This is a genomic window from Pseudomonas sp. CGJS7, assembly GCF_036961695.1.
Window position 1 is genome coordinate 23,252 of sequence record NZ_JBAMDI010000100.1, and the last position, 18,935, is coordinate 42,186.

Sequence of the window (18,935 nt, forward strand, 5' to 3'; positions counted from 1 at the left end):
ATGGAAACAACCGAGCTGATCGAGCGCGCCCTTAAGGATGGGCACCTGCAGATCATCACCAGCGGCAAGACCGAAAAGGTCCGCTACGTCGCGGTGAACCACGCCGAAAGGTGGTTAGACCCGGAAGAAAAGGTTCGCGCCTCTTACTACGCGGAGCTGATCTACCGCTACGGGTACGATCCGGAGTGCATCGGAATCGAGATCACCGTTCCCGATCGCGTACCGCACGACAAGGCCGACATCGTAATCTTCCGCGATAAAGCGCGGACCAAGCCTTACGCTGTCATCGAGTTCAAGCGCGATGCCGTCACCGATAACGAATTCAAGCAGGCTATCGAGCAGGCTTTCGGCAATGGGCACGCGCACAAGTTTCGTGCGGAGTATGTGGGCGTAGTCGCAGGGCAAACCCGCGCATTCTTCGATTGCTCTGATCGCTACGGCGTGCTGGAGCGCGACGAAAACATCATCGCAGACCTGCCGGAGCAGTACGGCAAGCCCGAAGAGTTCAAGTACTACTACAAAGCGCAGAATAAACCTGACATCGGCGCCGTTAGCCGCGACAACCTGATCAAGACCATCCGCAAATGCCACCAGACCCTTTGGGGAGGCGGCCGCTTGTCTCCGCCGATGGCTTTCGGTGAGTTGACGAAACTCATTTTCCTGAAAACGCGCGACGAGAAGGCGCCGCGCAAGAAGGGCGAACCCTACGCTTTCCAGATCAAGACCAACGAGACCAACAAGCGCTTGGCCGCTCGCATCAAGGCGCTATACGACATCGAGCGGCAGAACGAACCCGATGTTTTCAACGAAGACATCAAGATCGACGACACCACGCTCAAGAACGTCGTCCTTCACCTGGAAAGCGTGAACCTCACCGCCACCGACCTGGATACCAAAGGGGTGGCCTTCGAGCAGTTCATGGACGGCTTCTTCAAAGGCGACTTTGGCCAATACTTCACGCCACGCAACATCATCGCCTTCGCCATCCAGATGCTGGACATCAAGGCCGAGGACGACGTGATCGATCCGGCTTGCGGATCGGGCGGCTTCCTACTGCATACGCTTGACCATGTGCGCAAGCTCGCAGGCCAGTACTTCGACGAAGACAGCAAGGAACATTTCAACTACTGGCATAGCTTCGCGCAGAAGCGCCTCTTCGGCATTGAGATCAACGAAGAGATCGCTCGCGTCGCGAAGATGAACATGATCGTGCACGACGATGGCCACACCAACATCATCGGCAACGACGCGCTGGAGCCGCTGGGCGCGATCGGCCTGAAGAACGATGCCTTTGCCAAGATCATGGGCATCCACCGCGACAGCGAGTTCAACCCCGAAACTGGCAGGATCGAGGAAATCGTCAAACGCGACGAGCGCAAGGGCTTCAGCAAGATTCCCACCAATCCACCATTCGGCGCGGTCATCAAAGAGGAGCTGCATTCCTACCTCAAGAGTTACGAGCTGTCGCGCTACATCGGCAAAAGCGGCAAGGACGAGGACGACCCCGAAGACGAAAGCGCCGACCCCAAGGCGGGCAAGAAGTCGATTAAGCAGCGCGCCAGCGTCAAGACCGAAGTCATCTACTGCGAACGTATCTGGCAATTGTTGAAGCCGGGCGGTCAGGCCGCCGTGGTGCTGCCCGATGGTCTGCTCACCAATGCCAGCCTGCTAGGCGTGCGCGACTGGCTGCTGGAGCGCTTCAAGGTGCTGGCCGTGATTAGCCTGCCGCAGTTCGCCTTTGCGCACTTCGGCGCCGGGGTGAAGTCCAGCGTGATTTTTTTGGAGAAGCGCCATCCCAACACGGCGCCAAGCGACGACGAAGCCATCTTCATGGCCATGGCCGAGAACATCGGCTACGACGCCACCGGCCGCACCACCTACAAGGTGGAAGTGCTGGATGAAGCGCCTAAGCAACTAAGAGTGGAGCGTCAGCGCTGCGACCTGTTCGATTGGAGGGTGGAGTTCGACTGGGTGCCTGGCGAAGGCAAACAACCTGGACGCTGGAGCGAGCGACACCGCAAGGTCATCGAAGCCAGTGGGCTGCTGGGGCAATACGACACGTTCAAGAAGAACCCTGAATCTTTTTTCGTCTAACCCCCGTCCCGGCAGGGCAAGTCAATTGCTTTGCGGTGAGGCGGGGGGAACTGCCGAAGGAACGGTTCGACCCGAGCTACGTCAGGAATTCCAGACGGCGTGCTTATGCGTACGCGACCAAACCACTGTCTGCGTTGGTTTCGCAGGAGCCAGCCTACGGCACATCGGCTCGCGCTGTAGATCGGCTGTCCGACGATCAACCGCGTTACATCCGAATTACCGACTACGGTGACGATGGCATCGTCATGCCGCATGAATTTGTCGCCGCCGAGGAGTGGAGCGACAAACACGTCTTGCGCGCTGGCGACTTACTGTTTGCCCGCAGTGGCGCTACAGTCGGAAAAACCTATCTTCACTCAGCGGCCCTAAGCCCCGCTGTCTTCGCAGGCTATTGCATCCGGTTTCGCATGGGCGCGACTGTTCTGCCTGAGTTTCTGTATGGCTTCACGAAGACCGACGCCTATGCTTCCTGGGTCGCCGCCACACAGCGTCCGACGGGGCAACCCAACATCAACAAGGAAGAGTTCAAGACCCTAGAGCTTCCTGTTCCTCCGCTCGATATCCAACGCCGTCTCGTGGCCGAGCTCGATGCTGCGCGCGCCGAGCGAGATACGGCGCTGGCAGAAGCAGATCGGCTTCCCTCACGGCTTGACGAAGAGATATCAGCGCTACTTGGAGTCGTACTTACACCGCCCGACGAGCGCAAATTCTACGGCGCGCGCCTGACCTCGGTGCGTGGCTCACGTTTCGATGTGACATATCACCACCCGCGATACATCGAGGCCCTGCGAGCCCTGCAAGCCGGCAAGGGCGAGCATCTAGTGCTTCAAGACATACTGCTCGACATTGCAGGCGGTGCGACCCCCAAGGCCAAGGACGAATCGCTTTACGCCGCTTCGGGCATAAAATTCCTGCGAATCTTGAACGTGAGGCCTAACCGGTTGGAATTTTCCGATCTGAACTTCATCCAAGAGGAAGTTCATGAGGGGGCCTTGAAGCGTTCTCAGCTGGCTAGTGATGACGTACTAATGACGATAACCGGGAGGGTCGGTACAACAGCGGTTGTTTCGGAAGCAGATTTGCCTGCGAACATCAATCAGCACATTGTTCGTCTGCGAATCGATACGAAGCGCTGTTTGCCAAGGTACCTGTCCGCATTTTTGAACACCGGCTTGGGCACGCTGTTATCCAATCGCCCAGTCAGCGGGGGAACCCGTGTTGCGCTGGACTACGGGGCGATTCGGCAGATGCCGCTTTTGCTGCCGCCTGTCGAAGTCCAACGGGAGGTCGTTGAGCTTGTCCGCGAATTTAGCGCAAGCGAGGAGCGGCTTCGCGCCCACGCTCAAGCCGTTTGGCAACAAGCCCGCGAGCGTTTCGAGCAGCAACTTTTAAAGAGTGACGACACATGATCCTCTCCGGCATCCTGCACTCGTCGCTGGGTGGCTTTACGGTCATTCGCGGCGTAGCGTCTTTGGGCGAGCTGGCGCGCTGCTCGCGCTTTGACCCTGCCTATCAGCGCAACTTGATCGATACCCACAAGGCGGAAATCGAGCGCTTCCTCGCAGAACGGCAGTTTCTGTTTTTTCCCGAGGTGGTGCTATCGGCCTCGCTCGATTTCGACTACTCAAAAGCACGCGGCAAAAGCGTGCACCCAGTAGGCGACCTGTTCACGGGCAAGGGCTTTGCCTCCAACGTCGACGGACTGAAGGTGCGCGTGGCCAGGTCCAGGCTTCCCAAGAGTCTGGCAGTGGTGGGCGGAACCGCTGCACCAACGTTGGCCTATCTTGAGATCCCTGAGGCCCAGTTGATCGCCGCAGATGGGTTGCGCCCGTTCCGTATTGATGGCAATCACCGCCTGAGCGCAGCGCATGACTTAAAGCCCGGCGATTCGACTTACGGGCTAGAAACGCCGTTCTGCATCGTGCTGCATGAAGATCCGACCGAAAAGCAGCGCTTCGAGAAAGTGGTTTTTCACAACATCAACGCTAAGCAGATTCCGCTCACATCCGAGGAGAACCTGCGTTTGATCTTGCAGGACGGCGATGAGGCGCTCTTCACCGACGAGGACTTGCTTACCAAGCCCAGCTTCGGCCCCGCTTACTGGTTGGCGCGCAAGCTGTTGCCTATATTCGATGCAGCTTTTCTGAGTGGGCTCGCCAAGCATTTCGCGAACCGGCATACCCTGGCTTTGGGCCTGGCGCAATTCCTGCTAGCGAAACACGTGCTCAATGGCGTGGACGCCGCAGCCCTGCAACCTGAGGTGGAGCGCCTGCGAGCGGCGCTAAAAGCGGTGAACGCCCTTTACGAACTCCTTAGCGGCGAGCGCTTGCGGGATTCCGCCTGCCATGGCGTCTTGACGGCGTTTGTCTATTTCGCACTCAGGAACAGCGGCAAGCAGCTACCTGCCTTCGCACACTGGGTTGAAGGCAACCGCGTCGACCGTTTGGCGCCAGACGGGACTACCGCGGGCTTGGGTTATCACTACCACCTTGGCCATACGCAGGCGGTGGATGCGGCGAGCCTAGTGGATGTGTTCGAGAGCGTGCTATCTGCCCGCAGCCGCGAGGTTTTTGTCTCGATGCAGTTCGGCACGCCAGCAGGTCAGGAGCCGGCATACAAGGCTATCAAGGAAGCCATCGATGCGGTCAACGCGAAGCACGGGCTGCAAGCGGACCTGGCGCTGACAGCCATCCGCATCGACCACGTCAACAAGGGCCACAGCTACACCATCTCAGACGAGATCCTGAAAGTTGTCGATGGCTGCGGCTTGCTGATCGCGGACCTGTCGGACGGCAACAAGAACGTGTATCACGAGATCGGCTTTCTGATGGGCCTTAACCAAGGTCGGGCATCGATCCAGGACAATTTCATTCTACTGGCGGACAACAAACAGATCCAAAGCGACGCGGCGATTGGTTTCAACCTGCGACATTGGCAGCAAGTGCGCTTTGATGATCCGCTGGATCTCAAGACCAAGCTGATATTGTCGCTGGAGCGGCATTTTCGCCTAGGTGCGGGTACGTCTTGATGCCAAACCCGCGCATCAAGGCCCACCTCGCGACTACCTCGTATGCACGCAGCCTGCCTCGCGATCGGGGGACTACGACAGCGGCGAGCGGCTTCCGAGCGCCGAGAAGCTTTTGATCGGACTATTCAGCAGACCCGGCAAATTCATGCCACGCGTAACCGCACCGCTCCTGTGACTCACAGCCTGACCCACTTATCTTTCGCGACGGACTTGCGCGCACAAAAGAGCCCCCACATTGCGGGTTTTTTGCCGATGGATGGAGCAGCCTGAACAACGCCGGACGCTTATATGTGGTGGAGCCACGCGAACCGGGCTCAAACCCTCTTGATGGGCTATTACGGGCGTTTGGGGGCTCATGAGGGCCGATGAGGAGCCGATCAGGGACTAGTCGGTCTCCCACGAGTTCGGCCAGCTTCCGACCGCTTTCGGCCAAAAGCGGACGCTCCGCTGTATACGAAGCGTGGTCCATTGTCATGCGGCATGCTAGGGGTTGCCGCGCAGAGCGGCGAGCCTCGGGCGCAGCGCTTCTCCCAAATCCTGTATTCCTTGAGCATTGGGAAGGTACGTGAGATAGCGGATATGGCGCAGGTCAAAAGGGATATCGTCCGAGTTCTGCGTTATCAAGATCACCTCACGCCCGAACGCGTGCGCCAGACCGATCTCGTAGAACACATTTGGATTGCGGCCCGTGCAGTCACAGATCACCACTGAAGCTCTGTCGATAAGTCCAACAACATCTTGGATTACCGAATCTGCATTCCAGATATCGTCAGCTCTGAGACATTCCATCCCGATTGAAGTGGCGATTTCTTGGAGCTTCGCGTAGACCGGGCTGAACTGAGGTGCGAACGGCATCATGGCCGCGCAAAGGGTGCGGTCAATGCGTTCGGGCGCTAGAACACTGAAGGCTGTCGGAAGGCGGCGAGGTGGCCTCTGATGCCTCGCGAGAAACCGGAAAAGATCAAAGTCGTGTACGGCCCAGTGTGTTCGCGTGAACACCGTCAGCCCTATCTGCAAACCAGAATTCGTCAGCAGCTCGCCAGCCACAGCAGGCAATAGCTGGTCGTAGTGATACTCCAGATTAACGTTGGTGCCCACGATCCGCGCTCGAGTGACGTACCCAACGTAGGCTGCCGGCAGCACGCCACGAGACTGCTCGCTAAGGAACAGAGTCGGCAACTTGATCAACTCCGTAAAGTTGGTCGTGTTAGCTGCGCCTGGTTGGAATCGAGTAACGATTTCCTGATCCGTATACTCAAATATGCGTGAAAGCGGAAACGAGTCATCGTTGTCCCGCCAGCCGTTCGCCGAGAAGATGGCGCTATACATAAGCGTTCTCTGCCGATGCCAGAGCCCAATATGCCAGTCTTCGAGCTGCTTTGCTTATTGCCGGCATCCGCAGCTAACATCCGCTTTGGGTCGAAAGCAGCCACTGACTGTGCTGGATCTATTGAGCATCGACACCCCAATGTTTACTTCGCGAGAGTGAATCGCCCAGCGTTTGGTGGACGCTCGCCGGGCGGGACCAGTCAATGGGTCCCAACTCACTTACGCTGACCAATACCACTCTTACCGGCTCCGCATCGTGAGGGCTCTTGAGGGTCGTTGGGGGCAAATGAGGGCCGATGGGGGCCATTGAGGGTTGGTGGGCCCACCAGGATTCGAACCTGGAACCAAAGGATTATGAGTCCTCTGCTCTAACCGTTGAGCTATAGGCCCGCGAAGTCGCGGTGCGGTCCTCGGCCGGCGCGGCGGCAGCGGCGCCGGGCGGGCGGTCCGGGGCGGTGGAGCGGGCCCGGGTCGGGGACGCGGCAGTATATCGTCCGGTCGCGATGCCGTCTGCGCGCGGCGCGGCCCAAACCGGGCCAGACCGCCCATCCGATCCCGATTGCCGCCTCGGCGAATGCGGTCCTATGATCGATCCGAGCCCTGCTTTGGCGGTGGCGCGTTGGGCCGCGGGGTTTTCGCCGGCATCCGGTCGATGCCTGGGTTCCACTCGGGGATAAAGGACTTTCTCATGGCCACGATCCGCGGCGACGATGCGATCGCCAATCACCCTTTGTATGCCTCGTTCCGCGAGCAGTTGCCGGGGGTGCCGGAGGACAAGACCGCCGAGATCACGCTGCGCGCGCTGCAGAACGGGATCACGGGGCCGGACAGGTTGCAGCGGGCGCAGGTGCACGATGAGCGCATCGTCGCGGTCGGTACGGTGCCGGGGTTCGGGGCGATGGTGGGGTTGAATACGCCGGCGCCGCCGGCAGCTACGATCAATGCCGAGTTCGCTGCGCTCGGTCAGGGCACGGCTGTCGCGCAGGCGCAGGCACCGGCTCAGGCGCAAGCGCCGGCCGCCGCGCCGGAGATAGCCGCGCCACGGGTCAATTTGAGCTTCACTCGCGCGTTGGACGCCGACGAGCAGCGCGCGGTCGACCAGCTCAACACGTCGATCCGGGACGTGACCCGGGTAATCAACGAGATACCAAACGAAGCGAACATGACCTTGGCTGACGGCCGCACGGTCAGCGGCCAGGAGCTGCGCAATATGTGGTCGAAGACGCAGTTCACCATCGACGACGTTGGCCATCCTGCCTACCGCAACGGCACGACCCGGGGCGAGGCCGATTACAACGACGGCAATCCGCGGATCAGTTACGGCATCAAGAACCTTACTGACTATAGTCTGGTGCCCGGCGGCATGAACTATCTGGCGTTGCACGAAATCGGCCATATGACGGTGGCGGGTCGCCAAACCAACGCAACCCTTCCCAACGATCGCACGCTAATGACCGACGCCCAGAACGAAACCAACGAGCGTCTGGCCAACGACGTAGCGCGCGGCATCGCCCATCGCGGCCATTTGCCGATTTTGCCGGCGACCGGTCTAACCGCGCCGACGCAGGGTGGTTACAGCGCGGAGATTCCCAGCTTCGATACGCCGGCACCAACGCAGCCCGCCCCCGCGCAGCCGACACCGGGCGATGGCGCGCCGTCGGCGCCGAGGCGGTGATGAGGATGGATCGGCTCAAGCGAATCGGCGTCGGGATGAACGCGTCTGGTTGGATCCCGGCATGGGCGCTGGCCACGGCACTGTGCCTGCCAGCCTGCGCCTCGGGCGAACGCGCCGTCGCTGCAGGCGACAGCGCGCGAAAGCCACAAGCGGCAGACTGCTCCGCCGCATCGCAAGCGCTGCTCAAACTGCGCCTGACGCCCGGCGACACCGAAGGCGCGCGCAGCAGCTTGAATTTCGCCGCGAACGAGCAGCTGAAGCTCGGCGATGTTTCGCGGCTGGAAGGCGATTGCGCACAGCGGTTGATGGCATTCCGCATGGCGGATTTGTATTTGTCCGAGCAAGTCGCACTGCGACTGGGCGATGACGGCCAACCACGACCGTCCGGCGACGATGCCGCGGGCTACCGCACCCTATACGCCATCGATTCCAAGCAGGCGCATCCGGAAACGATCGCCGGCGAGTTCGTGATGGCCACCCGAGTGGAATCCGCCGCACCGGGTACGCAGGCGGGCGAATTCGTCGGCGTGTGGCGCGGGACTTCGGCGTCGAAGCTGTATGCGTTCTCGCGCGATGCCGCCGGCCGCTTCGGCGCGCCGCGGCTGTTGCTGGATTCCACCCTGCCCTTGCGCAGCGTGTCTTACTTCCCCGCGCCGGATTCGCCCTCGGGGCGCTTGGGCCTGGTCCAGCAGGCCCCCGGCGAAATCCGCCTGATCAGCGTCGACTGGTTCCATCCCAAGCCCGCGACGCGCTGATCCCGCGCGCCGCGCGCATTGCGTTGAGCCGCGCTCAGCCGGCGCAGCTCATCGCACACCGCTCATCGAGTAAGGCCGCTGCGCCGCATCCGCCGCCCACGCTTTGTTCGGCTGCGCCTGCATCACGAAGCGCAGCTCGCCGCCGGCGACGATTTCTTCGTGGCGCAAGAAGCTGCGGTTCAACGGCTGACCGTTGAGCGTCGCGCTGCCGATGTAGGTATGCGCCTCATCCAATCCGTCGGCGATCACGCTGAAGCGCTTGCCGTTGGGCAGGTTGAGCGTCGCCCGCGGCAGGAACGGGCGGCCGATGGCGTATTCGTTGCTGGCCGGCGCGACCGGATAGAACCCGAGCGCGGTGAACACGTACCACGCCGACATCTGGCCGAGGTCGTCGTTGCCGGCCAGGCCGTCCGGGCGCGGCGCGTACTGGGTGGCCATGATCTGCTTGAGCCGCTCTTGGGTGCGCCAGGGCTGGCCGGCGTAACCGTACAGGTAGGCGACGTGGTGGCTGGGCTCGTTGCCGTGCGCATACCAGCCGATCAGGCCGGTGATGTCTTCCATGTGCTCGAAGATTTTCGGATCGACCTTGGCGTCGAACACCTGATCGAGCTTTTCCACCAACTTGGCGTCGCCGCCTAGCGCTTTAGTCAAACCGGCCACGTCCTGCGGCACGTACCACGAGTACTGCCACGCATTGCCTTCGGTGTAGTCGCTGCCGTAACCGCTGACGGTGGGATCGAACGGCTCGCGGAAGCTGCCGTCGCGTTTGCGCGCGCGCATGAAGCCGGTCTTCGGGTCGAAAGCGTGCTTCCAGTTGCCGGCGCGCTTGGAGAACTGCGCCGCGATGTCCTTGCGCCCCATGTCCGCGGCCATGCGCGAAATCGTCCAGTCGTCGAACGCGTACTCCAGCGTCTTCGACGCCGCCTCGCCTTCTTCGTCGATCGGCACGTAGCCCAATTGCATGTACTGGGCGATGCCGTCGTACGGGCCGTAACTGGCGCTGGCGACCATCGCCTCCAACGCTTCTTTGGTGTCGTAGCCGCGGATGCCTTTCATGTAGGCGTCGGCGATCACCGGCACGGCGTGGTAGCCGACCATGCACCAGGTTTCCTGCCCATGGAACGCCCACACCGGCAGGATGCCGTAAGGGCTGTGGCGGCGCGAGGCGAGCAGCGAATTGACGAAGTCGTTGTTGCGTTGCTCCGGCTGGACCAAGGTCAGCAGCGGGTGCAGCGCGCGGTAGGTGTCCCACAGCGAGAATGTGGAGTGGTAGCGGAAGCCCTGCGCTTGATGCACGGCGTTGTCGGGGCCGCGATAGCGCCCGTCGCTGTCCATGAACAGGCTCGGCCCCATCAGCGTGTGATACAGCGCGGTGTAGAAACTCTTGCGCATCGGCGCGGGCGCGTCGGCCTCGATCGCCGACAAGGCCTGCGACCAGGTTTCGCGCGCCTGCGCGCGCACGCGGTCGAAATCGAAACCGGGCACTTCCGCGTCGAGGTTGGCGATGGCGTTGTCTTCGCTGACCGGCGAGATCGATACCTTGACGATCAGTTCCTTGCCCGGCGCGTCCTTGAAATCGAAGCTACCGACCACTTGCCGGCCTTCGATCTGCGCGCGCTGGCTGGGGTCTTTTTCGCCCGGCGGCGGGAAGCCCTTGTAGAGCACGTCGGCTTCGGTGTCTTCGAAGCGGTGGCCGCTGACCGGCCGCGAGAAACGCATCGCGAAATACAGCTGACGGCCCGGCGCCCAGCCGCGGGTTTCGCGGAAGCCGGTGACGGTGCCGTCCGCGCGCAAACGCAGGCGCGACCACAGCACCTTGCCCGGGTAGTCGTACAGGCTGGTGCGCAGATCGATCAGCACGTGCGCGGCCTGCCCTTGCGGGTAGCGGTAGCGGTGCACGCCGACGCGTTCGGTCGCGGTGAGTTCGGCGCGGATCTTGTAGTCGTCCAGGGTGACCGCGTAGTAACCCGGCTGGGCCACTTCGTCGTCGTGGCGGAACGCGGAGCGGTAGCCGCTGCGGGCGATCTTGGAGTCGCCGCGCTCGCGCTTGACCTCGCCGGCGATCGGCATCAGCAGCACGTCGCCCAGGTCGGAGTGGCCGGTGCCGGAGAAGTGGGTGTGGGAAAAGCCGACGATGCTGCTGTCGCTGTAGCGATAGCCGGCGGCCCAGCCGTAGGCCTCCTTGCGCGGCTTGATCTCGGTGTCCGGGCTGAGCTGGATCATCCCGAACGGCACGGTCGCGCCGGGGAAGGTGTGGCCCTCGCCGCCGGTGCCGATGAACGGGTCGACCGCCTCGAAGGCCTGCCGCCCGGCGTCGCCGGCCGGCTGGTGCAAAGCTGGAGCCGCCAGGGCGCCATAGGCGCAGGCGGCCAGGGCCAGCGCGCACAGCCGGCGCAGCCAGGGCGGCACGCGATCGGTGCGATGAGGGGAACGAGACTGGGTCGGCCGGGTCATCCGAGGCACTCCGTCTGGTACAAAACCGGGAAAGGGTCGAGCAGGGCGCGGGCGGACCGGGCCGGCACGGGTGCCGGCGGGGCCGCCACTTTTAGATCGTTCTAAATACGGGCAAGCTAGCACGCGCCCGGACCGCGTTCATGCTGCATTGCAGAATGCAGGAACGGGGCTTAAGCCGCAGGATGACCCGATTTAGAACGATCCAAAAGCTTCCGAGCCCGCCCGTCATGAGTCCAGATCGTCCACCGTTCGTGAGGTGCCACCGATGAACGACGCACCCGCCCCCCGAGGCCGGGTCACCCTGGCCGACATCGCCCGCGCCTGCGGCCTGTCGCGCGCGACCGTGTCGCTGGTGCTGCGCGGCAGCCCACTGGTGCATTCCGACACCCGCGCCCGGGTCGAGGCCGAGCTCAAGCGCCAAGGCTACGTCTATCACCGCGGCGCGGCCAACTTGCGCCGCAAGGTGTCGACCGGCGTGGCCTTGGTCATCAACGACCTGTCCAACCCGTTCTTCGCCGAATTCGCCGCGGGCGTGGACGAATGGCTGGCCACCGCCGGCTTCGTCACCCTGCTCGGCAGCACCAACGAGTCGGTCGAACGCCAGCAGGCGGTGCTGACCTCGCTGATGGAACACGACCCGGCCGGCATCATCCTCTCGCCCGCCGAAGGCAGCGACGGCGCGCGGGTGCGCGCGCAAGTCGGCGAACGCACGCCGGTGCTGGTGTTCAACCGCGAACTCGACGGCACCGCCTGGGATTTCCTCGCCCTGGACAACACCCACGGCGCGCGCCTGGCCACCCGCCATCTGCTCGATCGCGGCCATCGCCGCATCGCCTTCTTCGGCGGCCATCGCGATTCGTCCTCGTGCCGGCAACGCCGCCAGGGCTATCGCGAAGCGCTGGCCGAGGCCGGGATCGAACCCGAGCCGCAGTGGCTGGTGGAATGCGCGCCGACCCGATTGGAAGCGGCGCAACAAACCGGCGCGCTGTTCGTGCGCGATCCGGCCCCGACCGCAGCGGTCTGCTACAACGACGCGGTCGCGCTGGGCCTGATGGCCGGACTGGTCGCGCGCGGACGCCGCGCCGGCGGCGATTTCGCGGTGGTCGGATTCGACGACATTCCCGAAGCCTCGGTGGCCTCGCCCACCCTGACCACCATCGCGGTCGATCCGCGCGCGCGCGGCCGCCAGGCCGCCGAGCTCATCCTCAAGCGCCTGCGCGAACCCGAACTCGCCGCCGCCCACACCATCGCCCCGGTCCGGCTGCAGGCGCGCAGCAGCAGCGAGGTGCTCGTACCGCCCCCCGGAGAGTCCGCATGAGCCGTCGCGACATGTCCTACACCGCCGCGCTGGCGGTGGTGACCACGATCTTTTTCACCTGGGGCGGCCTGACCAGTCTCAACGACGTGTTGATTCCGCATCTGAAAGCCGTGTTCAACATGAACTACGCGCAGTCGATGCTGATCCAGTCGACGTTCTTCGGCGCGTACTTCTTGATGTCGCTGCCGGCGAGCAAGGTGGTGGCCAAGTTCGGCTACAAGAACAGCATCGTGATCGGCCTGATCGTCGCGGCGATCGGCGCGGCGATGTTCTTCCCGGCCGCGCGCATTCCTTCGTATCCGCTGTTCCTGACCGCGCTGTTCGTGCTCGCCAGCGGCATCACCCTGCTGCAGGTCTCGGCCAATCCCTACATCAGCCTGCTCGGCGACCCGGCCGGCGCGCCCAGCCGCTTGAATCTGGCCCAGGCCTTGAACTCGCTCGGCACCACGGTGTTTCCGTATGTGATCGGGCCGCTGATCCTGTCCGGCGCGGTGCTCAGCACCGCGGACCTGGCCGCCAAGTCGATCGCCGAACAAGCCGCGTACCGCGCCCATGAGGCCGCGTCGGTGCAGATGCCGTACATGATCATCGCCGCCGGCCTGTTGCTGCTGGCGGTGTTCGTCTACGCCATGCGCATCCCTTCGCTCAAGGAAGCCACCGAGAGCGCCGACCCGGTGCATCACAGCTTCGCCGAGGTGCTGGGGCAGAAGCATCTGCTGTTCGGGGTGATCGCGATCTTCGTCTACGTCGGCGCGGAAGTGTCGATCGGCAGCTTCCTGATCAACTACATCTCCGCCCCGGAGATCGGCAACATCACCCACGCGGTCGCCGCCGAGCATCTGGCGTATTACTGGGGCGGCGCGATGGTCGGCCGCTTCATCGGCGCGGCGCTGCTGCAGCGCTTCGATGCGCGCCGCTTGTTGGCACTGGCTGCGGTCGCGGCGATGGCACTGCTGGCGCTGACCATGGCCAGCAAGGGTTCGATCGCGATGTGGACGGTGCTGGCGATCGGCCTGTTCAACTCGATCATGTTCCCGACCATCTTCACCATCGCCATCGAACGGCTCGGGCCGATGACCAGCAAGGCCTCCAGCCTGCTGATCATGGGCATCGTCGGCGGCGCGGTGATTCCGTTGTTGCAAGGCGCCCTGTCCGATCGCATCGGTATCCAGCACTCGTTCGCGATCCCGCTGGTCTGCTACGCCTTCATCGTCTGGTACGGCCTGAGCGGTTCGCGCATCCGCGCCGGACAGGGACAGCACGCCAGCGCGCAAGCTTCAGGAGTAATGCATTGATGTCCGTTGCACCGCCGGCCGCGTCTTCCGCGGATCGCTCCCGTCCCGCCATCGTCTGTTTCGGTGAAGCGCTGATCGATTTCCTCGCCCGTCCCGCCAACGCCGACGGCGAGCCGCGCCATTTCGTCGAGTACGCCGGCGGCGCGCCGGCCAACGTCGCGGTCGCGGCCGCGCGGTTGGGCGGCAACGCGCGTTTTCTGGGCATGCTCGGCCAGGACATGTTCGGCGACTTCATCGCCGAGCAGTTCGGCCATTACGGCGTGGACACGCGGCATATCCTGCGCACCGCGCAGGCCAAGACCGCGCTGGCGTTCGTCTCGCTGGACGGCGACGGCGAGCGCAGCTTCAGCTTCTACCGCCCGCCGGCGGCCGACCTGCTGTTCCGCGACGCGGACTTCCGTGCCGACAGCTTCGTCGATGCCGGCGTGTTCCACGTCTGCTCCAACAGCCTGACCGAGGAAGCGATCGCCGCGACCACCTTGGCCGGCATGCGCCGCGCGCGCATGGCCGGGGCCTTGGTCAGCATGGACATGAACCTGCGTCCGTCGCTGTGGCCGGCCGACGTCGACCCCGCGCCGCGCTTGCTGGCGGCGTTGCTGGAAGCCGATCTGATCAAGCTGTGCGGCAGCGAATTCGAGTTCCTGTGCAAGCACCTGGGCGGCGAAGAAGCGGCGCTGCAACGGCTGTGGCATGGCTATGCGCGCTGCGTGCTGATCACCGACGGCGCCACCCCGATCCGCTGGTACACCCGCACCAGTCATGGCCAGGCGCCGACGTTCAAGGTCGCGCCCAGCGACACCACCGGCGCGGGCGATGCCTTCGTCGGCGGCTTGCTGCAACGCCTGGCCGAGTTGGGCGTGGACGCCTCCAACTTCTCCGATTTCCTGCAGCGCGAAGACGATCTGATCGGCGCGCTGCGTTATGCCGCCGCCGCCGGCGCGCTGGCCACCACCCGCCACGGCGCGTTCGCGGCGATGCCCAGCGCGGCCGATGTCGAACGACTGATGCAGGAACAAGCATGAATCTTCCTTCCAATCCGTTGCCGGACTTCCGCAATCCCGACGTGCTGCGCCAGCACATCCAGGACACGATGGCGTTCTACGATCCGGTGGCGCTGGATCCCGACGGCGGTTTCTTCCATTACTTCCGCGACGACGGCACGGTTTACGACGCCTCGCATCGGCACCTGGTCAGCAGCACCCGCTTCGTCTTCAACTACGCGATGGCGGCGATCGAGTTCGAGCGCGAGGACTACCGCGAACGCGCGCGCCACGGCCTGCGTTACCTGCGCGAGGTGCATCGCAACCCGGCCACCGGCGGCTACGCCTGGACGGTCCGCGACGGCGCGCCGGAAGACCGGATGAACCACTGCTACGGCGGCGCGTTCGTGCTGCTGGCCTATTCCACCGCGCTCAAGGCCGACATCGCCGAAGCGGCCGGGTGGATGGACGAAACCTGGGACTTGCTGGAAGCGCGCTTCTGGGAGCCGCAGCACGGCCTGTACCGCGACGAAGCCGACGCCGACTGGAACTTCACCGACTACCGCGGCCAGAACGCCAACATGCACATGTGCGAGGCGATGCTGGCGGCGTTCGAAGCCTCCGGCAACGCGCGCTACCTCGACCGCGCGCTGACCCTGGCGCAGAACATGACCCAACGCCAGGCGGCCAAAGCCGACGGCCTGGTGTGGGAACACTACGACCGCGACTGGAACATCGACTGGGACTACCACCGCGACGATCCCAAGCACCTGTTCCGCCCGTGGGGCTTCCAACCCGGCCACCAGACCGAGTGGGCCAAGCTGCTGCTGATTCTCGACCGCCATCTGTCCGCGCGCGGCGCCGCGCCCGACTGGCTGGTGCCGACCGCGCGGCATTTGTTCGACGTGGCGGTCGCGCGCTCATGGGACAACGAGTTCGGCGGCCTCGCCTACGGCTTCGCTCCCGACGGCAGCGTGTGCGACGACGACAAGTACTTCTGGGTCCAGGCCGAATCGCTGGCGACCGCGGCGCTGCTGGCGCAACGTACCGGCGACGAGCAATACGTGCAGTGGTATCAAAAGCTGTGGGCGTACGCGTGGCGGCATATGGTCGATCACGAGTACGGCGCCTGGTATCGCATCCTCGACCGCCAGAACCGCAAGTACAGCGACGAGAAGAGCCCCGCCGGCAAGACCGACTACCACACCATGGGCGCGTGCTACGAAGTGATGCGCTGCTTGCGCGAAGGCTGAGGCATTCCGCGCGAGCGGCTTCGACCGCGAGACCTCGCCTGCGATGCGCGAGGTCTCGCCGCCATGCTGCGTCGATACGCTGCAATCACATGCAGTGCGGCCGTGCTGAATAAGCGCACGGCCCGAGCGATCCCAATTCAGTTCTGCGCTGTTGCGAGGCCGCATTCAGATCGTTCAGCTCGTTGGCATCGACTGCAAACGCTTCCTTCACCGCGCCCTCGTAGGCTCGCACGGCCGATCGGGCAAAACGGAGGAGAACGAACATGAAGATCATCTGCGCAAGCCTGCTGTTGTTGGCCGGCCTGTCCGTATCCGCAGCCGCCGCCGCGCAGGCGTGTCCGGGCAAACTCATCGCCATGAAGGTCATCCGCCAGGGTTATCCCGACGGACCCAAGCTGGGCGAGTTGCAGGTCTACTGGGACGCGGCCTCGGGCAAGAACTGCGCGCGCACGGTGCACTCGTCGCGGACCTGGGACAAGCCGCACTGGACCTCGGTGAGCCTGCGCACCTGCACGCGCAGCAACTTCAACGCCAGCACCGGAAGCTGCGCCGCGAGTTCACCGCTCAAAGTCGACCAAAAGGTTTACAGGTACCAAGCCGGACCGGTCAGTCTGTCGGGCACGGATCGCTGCCTGTCGGCCCAGGGCGGCATCGACGCGGTCGCCAACAGGCCCGGCGGCGTCCACGCCTATGTTCAGAGCGTTTCCGGGCACTGCGACTGATCGTCGGCACAGACCGTCCTCGCCTGCATGCGCCAGCGTGTCGGCGATACTGGCCATCCGATGGACAGATCTCCCAACGCGCCCGTTCGCCCGACTGGACACCCGCTGCGTTGCGCGACGGCCGCACTGATCGCGGCCGTCGCGTTCGGCTGCGGCTGGTTCGCCTCCACTTGGTTCTCCGCAGGCGACCGACTTGCGCAGACACACTCTGCCGCGCCGCCTCTTCCGGCCGAGCGGCGCACGCTTGAAGACCCGAAGGCGGGCGACGGCTATCCCCAGACGCAGCGCGAAGGCCAAGCCGCTGGCATTGCGCCAGCCGGCGAGCCGAGCAGGCCGGCTCTACTCGCCGCGCTGAATTGCTCGGACAGCGCGCAAAAAGCGATATCGCAACGGTGCTTCGACGAACTCGCCAGATTTCCACTCTCCGACCCGCAGATCCGCGACACGTTCCTGGCCTACCTCGCGGCGACGCCCGATCCCTCGCGCAGAGAACAGGTAATTGCGGCGATGACGCCCACCCCGCTGTCGACCGAACAGCTCGCGCCGCTGCTCGTGCAACTGCAATCGCTGCGCGAATCCGACGACCCGCGCATCCGCGCCTCCGGCCTGGTGCATCTGGCCCAATGGGACCGCAGCGCGGCGATCGAAAAACCGCTGCGCGAGGGGCTGGACGACAGCGCTCCTGAAGTTGTGCGTTCGGCGATCACCGCGGTGTCGCTGTCCAACGCGCGCGGCGACGAGCTCAAGCAAACCTTGCTACTGCTGGCCAGCGAGAGCCCGCCGGGCTCGGAGCTGCGCGACGCCGCGGTCACGGCGCTGCGCGATTTCAGTCTGAATGCCCGCGAGTTCGCGATCTATCAGGACGCCGCCGGCGCGGACCGCGCCGCGTCGACGCAATGATCCTCAGCCCAGCTCGACGCCGAAACCGTAAACGGCAATACCGACCGTTGCGATCGCTATGGCGACCACCACCAACGCCCCAAGCAAGCCGATGCCGGCGGCCAGCCAGTTGGAACGCATCGGCAGTCCGGCCGCTACCCGCGCGTCGATCGCTTCGCCCTGGGCCCGCTTCACCCAATAGTTGATCGCCACCAACTGCGGAATCAGGTAGACGACACCCGGCACTTGCTCGGGCAGCAGCAGCGAAAGCGTCATCAATGCGATCGCGCCGAGCACGGCATACAACCGCGCCATGCGCGCTTGGCGGAATTCGCCGCGCGCGGCGTGATTCATGCCGATCACCCACCCGCCGGCGAGAATCGATCCCATGATCGTGGCGATGAAAACACCGCTGGTTCGAAACAGCGGCCGGCCGGCATCGGCCAGCGCATCGGTAACGGCCGCGGCCGGGGATTGGTAAGGGTTGCTCGACTCCATTCGTATCTCCACTGGCGAATCGTCAGGCGCGCGTGCACGGTCGAATTTCAAGCGCTAGCTTAGCGCTATTGCCGCGGCCTCGGTTTCTGCGCACAAATTGATCGGTTTATGCGCACAAATTGAGCCGCTATTTTCCGCCTTAGGCCATGGCATTAGCGCACAACACCTGAGCCATCACGCATTCGCCTGCCGTCCGTCGGAAACGCAAGACGTCACCTCGCGACGATGACGATCGTGCGCAGCCGCGCAACGTTCGCGCCTCTATCCTGGCCGTTCCCCTCTACCCGGAGCGCCCGCATGGACATCCAGCAAATCGCCGACCGCTATGTCGAATTGTGCCGTCAGGGCAAGCACGCGCAGATCACCGACGAGCTTTACGCCGACGACGCGATCAGCATCGAGGCGCCCGGCAACGAAGCCGGACCGCTGGGCAACGTCAAAGGCATCGAAGCCATCCGCGAGAAAGGCCGCAAATTCCAGGACGACGTGGTCGAAGTGCACGACAGCTGGTGCAGCGACGCGGTGATCGGCGGCGACTGGTTCAGCCTGGCCATGGGCCTGGACGCGACCTACAAGAGCATGGGCCGCATGCCGATGGCCGAAGTCGCGGTGTACAAAGTGCGCGGCGGCAAGATCGTGCACGAGCAGTTCTTCT

Annotated in this window: 16 protein-coding genes and 1 tRNA gene; 12 read left to right on the forward strand and 5 right to left on the reverse strand. The window is 63.8% G+C overall.

Going from position 1 to position 18,935, the window contains the following annotated elements; translation table 11 throughout:
- The 3 genes from V7787_RS38685 to V7787_RS38695 all read left to right on the forward strand — a co-directional run bounded on the left by V7787_RS38685 (position 1) and on the right by V7787_RS38695 (position 5,122).
- A complete protein-coding gene (locus V7787_RS38685) occupies positions 1–2,094 on the forward strand; it encodes a restriction endonuclease subunit M (RefSeq protein WP_336092847.1) in 2,094 nt (697 codons plus the stop codon).
- 245 nt (positions 2,095–2,339) lie between these two features.
- A complete protein-coding gene (locus tag V7787_RS38690; RefSeq protein ID WP_336092848.1) occupies positions 2,340–3,503 on the forward strand; it encodes a restriction endonuclease subunit S in 1,164 nt (387 codons plus the stop codon).
- Positions 3,500–5,122 (forward strand): hypothetical protein, encoded by a 1,623-nt coding sequence (locus tag V7787_RS38695; protein ID WP_336092849.1) that lies wholly within the window; start codon positions 3,500–3,502, stop codon positions 5,120–5,122. Before V7787_RS38690 ends, V7787_RS38695 begins: the two co-directional genes overlap by 4 nt.
- 483 nt (positions 5,123–5,605) lie before the next feature.
- Here V7787_RS38695 and V7787_RS38700 read toward each other — a convergent pair whose 3' ends face one another.
- Together V7787_RS38700 and V7787_RS38705 are read right to left on the reverse strand one after the other, a co-directional pair.
- Positions 5,606–6,451, reverse strand: a complete 846-nt coding sequence (locus tag V7787_RS38700; RefSeq protein WP_336092850.1) for a hypothetical protein — start codon at positions 6,449–6,451, stop codon at positions 5,606–5,608.
- 314 nt (positions 6,452–6,765) lie between these two features.
- A tRNA-Ile gene (locus tag V7787_RS38705) sits at positions 6,766–6,841 on the reverse strand.
- 298 nt (positions 6,842–7,139) lie between these two features.
- Here V7787_RS38705 and V7787_RS38710 point away from each other — a divergent pair.
- A complete protein-coding gene (locus V7787_RS38710; protein WP_336092852.1) occupies positions 7,140–8,126 on the forward strand; it encodes a hypothetical protein in 987 nt (328 codons plus the stop codon).
- 35 nt (positions 8,127–8,161) lie between these two features.
- Positions 8,162–8,881, forward strand: a complete 720-nt coding sequence (locus tag V7787_RS38715; protein WP_336092853.1) for a hypothetical protein — start codon at positions 8,162–8,164, stop codon at positions 8,879–8,881.
- Between the two features lie 48 nt (positions 8,882–8,929).
- Here V7787_RS38715 and V7787_RS38720 read toward each other — a convergent pair whose 3' ends face one another.
- Positions 8,930–11,335: a GH92 family glycosyl hydrolase gene (locus tag V7787_RS38720; protein WP_336092855.1), complete on the reverse strand. Its 2,406-nt coding sequence runs from the start codon at positions 11,333–11,335 to the stop codon at positions 8,930–8,932.
- 265 nt (positions 11,336–11,600) lie between these two features.
- On the opposite strand from V7787_RS38720, the gene V7787_RS38725 reads away from it, so the two are divergent.
- From V7787_RS38725 to V7787_RS38740, 4 genes are read left to right on the forward strand one after another with little or no spacing between them, the layout of a single operon-like run.
- The gene (locus V7787_RS38725) at positions 11,601–12,653 is read left to right on the forward strand and encodes a LacI family DNA-binding transcriptional regulator (protein WP_336092856.1); all 1,053 of its coding nucleotides are present in this window, start codon (positions 11,601–11,603) and stop codon (positions 12,651–12,653) included.
- On the forward strand, positions 12,650–13,948 hold the full coding sequence (locus tag V7787_RS38730) for a sugar MFS transporter (RefSeq protein ID WP_336092857.1): 1,299 nt from the start codon (positions 12,650–12,652) through the stop codon (positions 13,946–13,948). Before V7787_RS38725 ends, V7787_RS38730 begins: the two co-directional genes overlap by 4 nt.
- Positions 13,948–14,970, forward strand: coding sequence for a carbohydrate kinase family protein (locus tag V7787_RS38735; RefSeq protein WP_336092858.1), 1,023 nt, complete (start codon positions 13,948–13,950; stop codon positions 14,968–14,970). The genes V7787_RS38730 and V7787_RS38735 overlap by 1 nt, the downstream gene beginning before the upstream one ends.
- Entirely contained in the window at positions 14,967–16,181 is a 1,215-nt protein-coding gene (locus tag V7787_RS38740) for an AGE family epimerase/isomerase (protein WP_336092859.1), read from the forward strand. The genes V7787_RS38735 and V7787_RS38740 overlap by 4 nt, the downstream gene beginning before the upstream one ends.
- Positions 16,182–16,266: 85 nt before the next feature.
- Here V7787_RS38740 and V7787_RS38745 read toward each other — a convergent pair whose 3' ends face one another.
- Positions 16,267–16,455: a hypothetical protein gene (locus V7787_RS38745; RefSeq protein ID WP_336092860.1), complete on the reverse strand. Its 189-nt coding sequence runs from the start codon at positions 16,453–16,455 to the stop codon at positions 16,267–16,269.
- On the opposite strand from V7787_RS38745, the gene V7787_RS38750 reads away from it, so the two are divergent.
- Positions 16,445–16,903 carry a hypothetical protein gene (locus V7787_RS38750; protein ID WP_336092861.1) on the forward strand — a complete coding sequence of 153 codons (459 nt, stop codon included), beginning with the start codon at positions 16,445–16,447 and terminating at the stop codon, positions 16,901–16,903. The two genes, V7787_RS38745 and V7787_RS38750, sit on opposite strands and share 11 nt — an antisense overlap.
- Before the next feature lie 27 nt (positions 16,904–16,930).
- Positions 16,931–17,803: a HEAT repeat domain-containing protein gene (locus tag V7787_RS38755; protein ID WP_336092862.1), complete on the forward strand. Its 873-nt coding sequence runs from the start codon at positions 16,931–16,933 to the stop codon at positions 17,801–17,803.
- A gap of 3 nt (positions 17,804–17,806) precedes the next feature.
- Here the strand turns inward: V7787_RS38755 and V7787_RS38760 are convergent, their stop codons facing one another.
- Positions 17,807–18,280, reverse strand: coding sequence for a hypothetical protein (locus V7787_RS38760; RefSeq protein WP_336092864.1), 474 nt, complete (start codon positions 18,278–18,280; stop codon positions 17,807–17,809).
- A gap of 297 nt (positions 18,281–18,577) precedes the next feature.
- On the opposite strand from V7787_RS38760, the gene V7787_RS38765 reads away from it, so the two are divergent.
- The coding region (locus tag V7787_RS38765; RefSeq protein WP_336092866.1) for a nuclear transport factor 2 family protein at positions 18,578–18,935 on the forward strand (358 nt) is incomplete at its 3' end.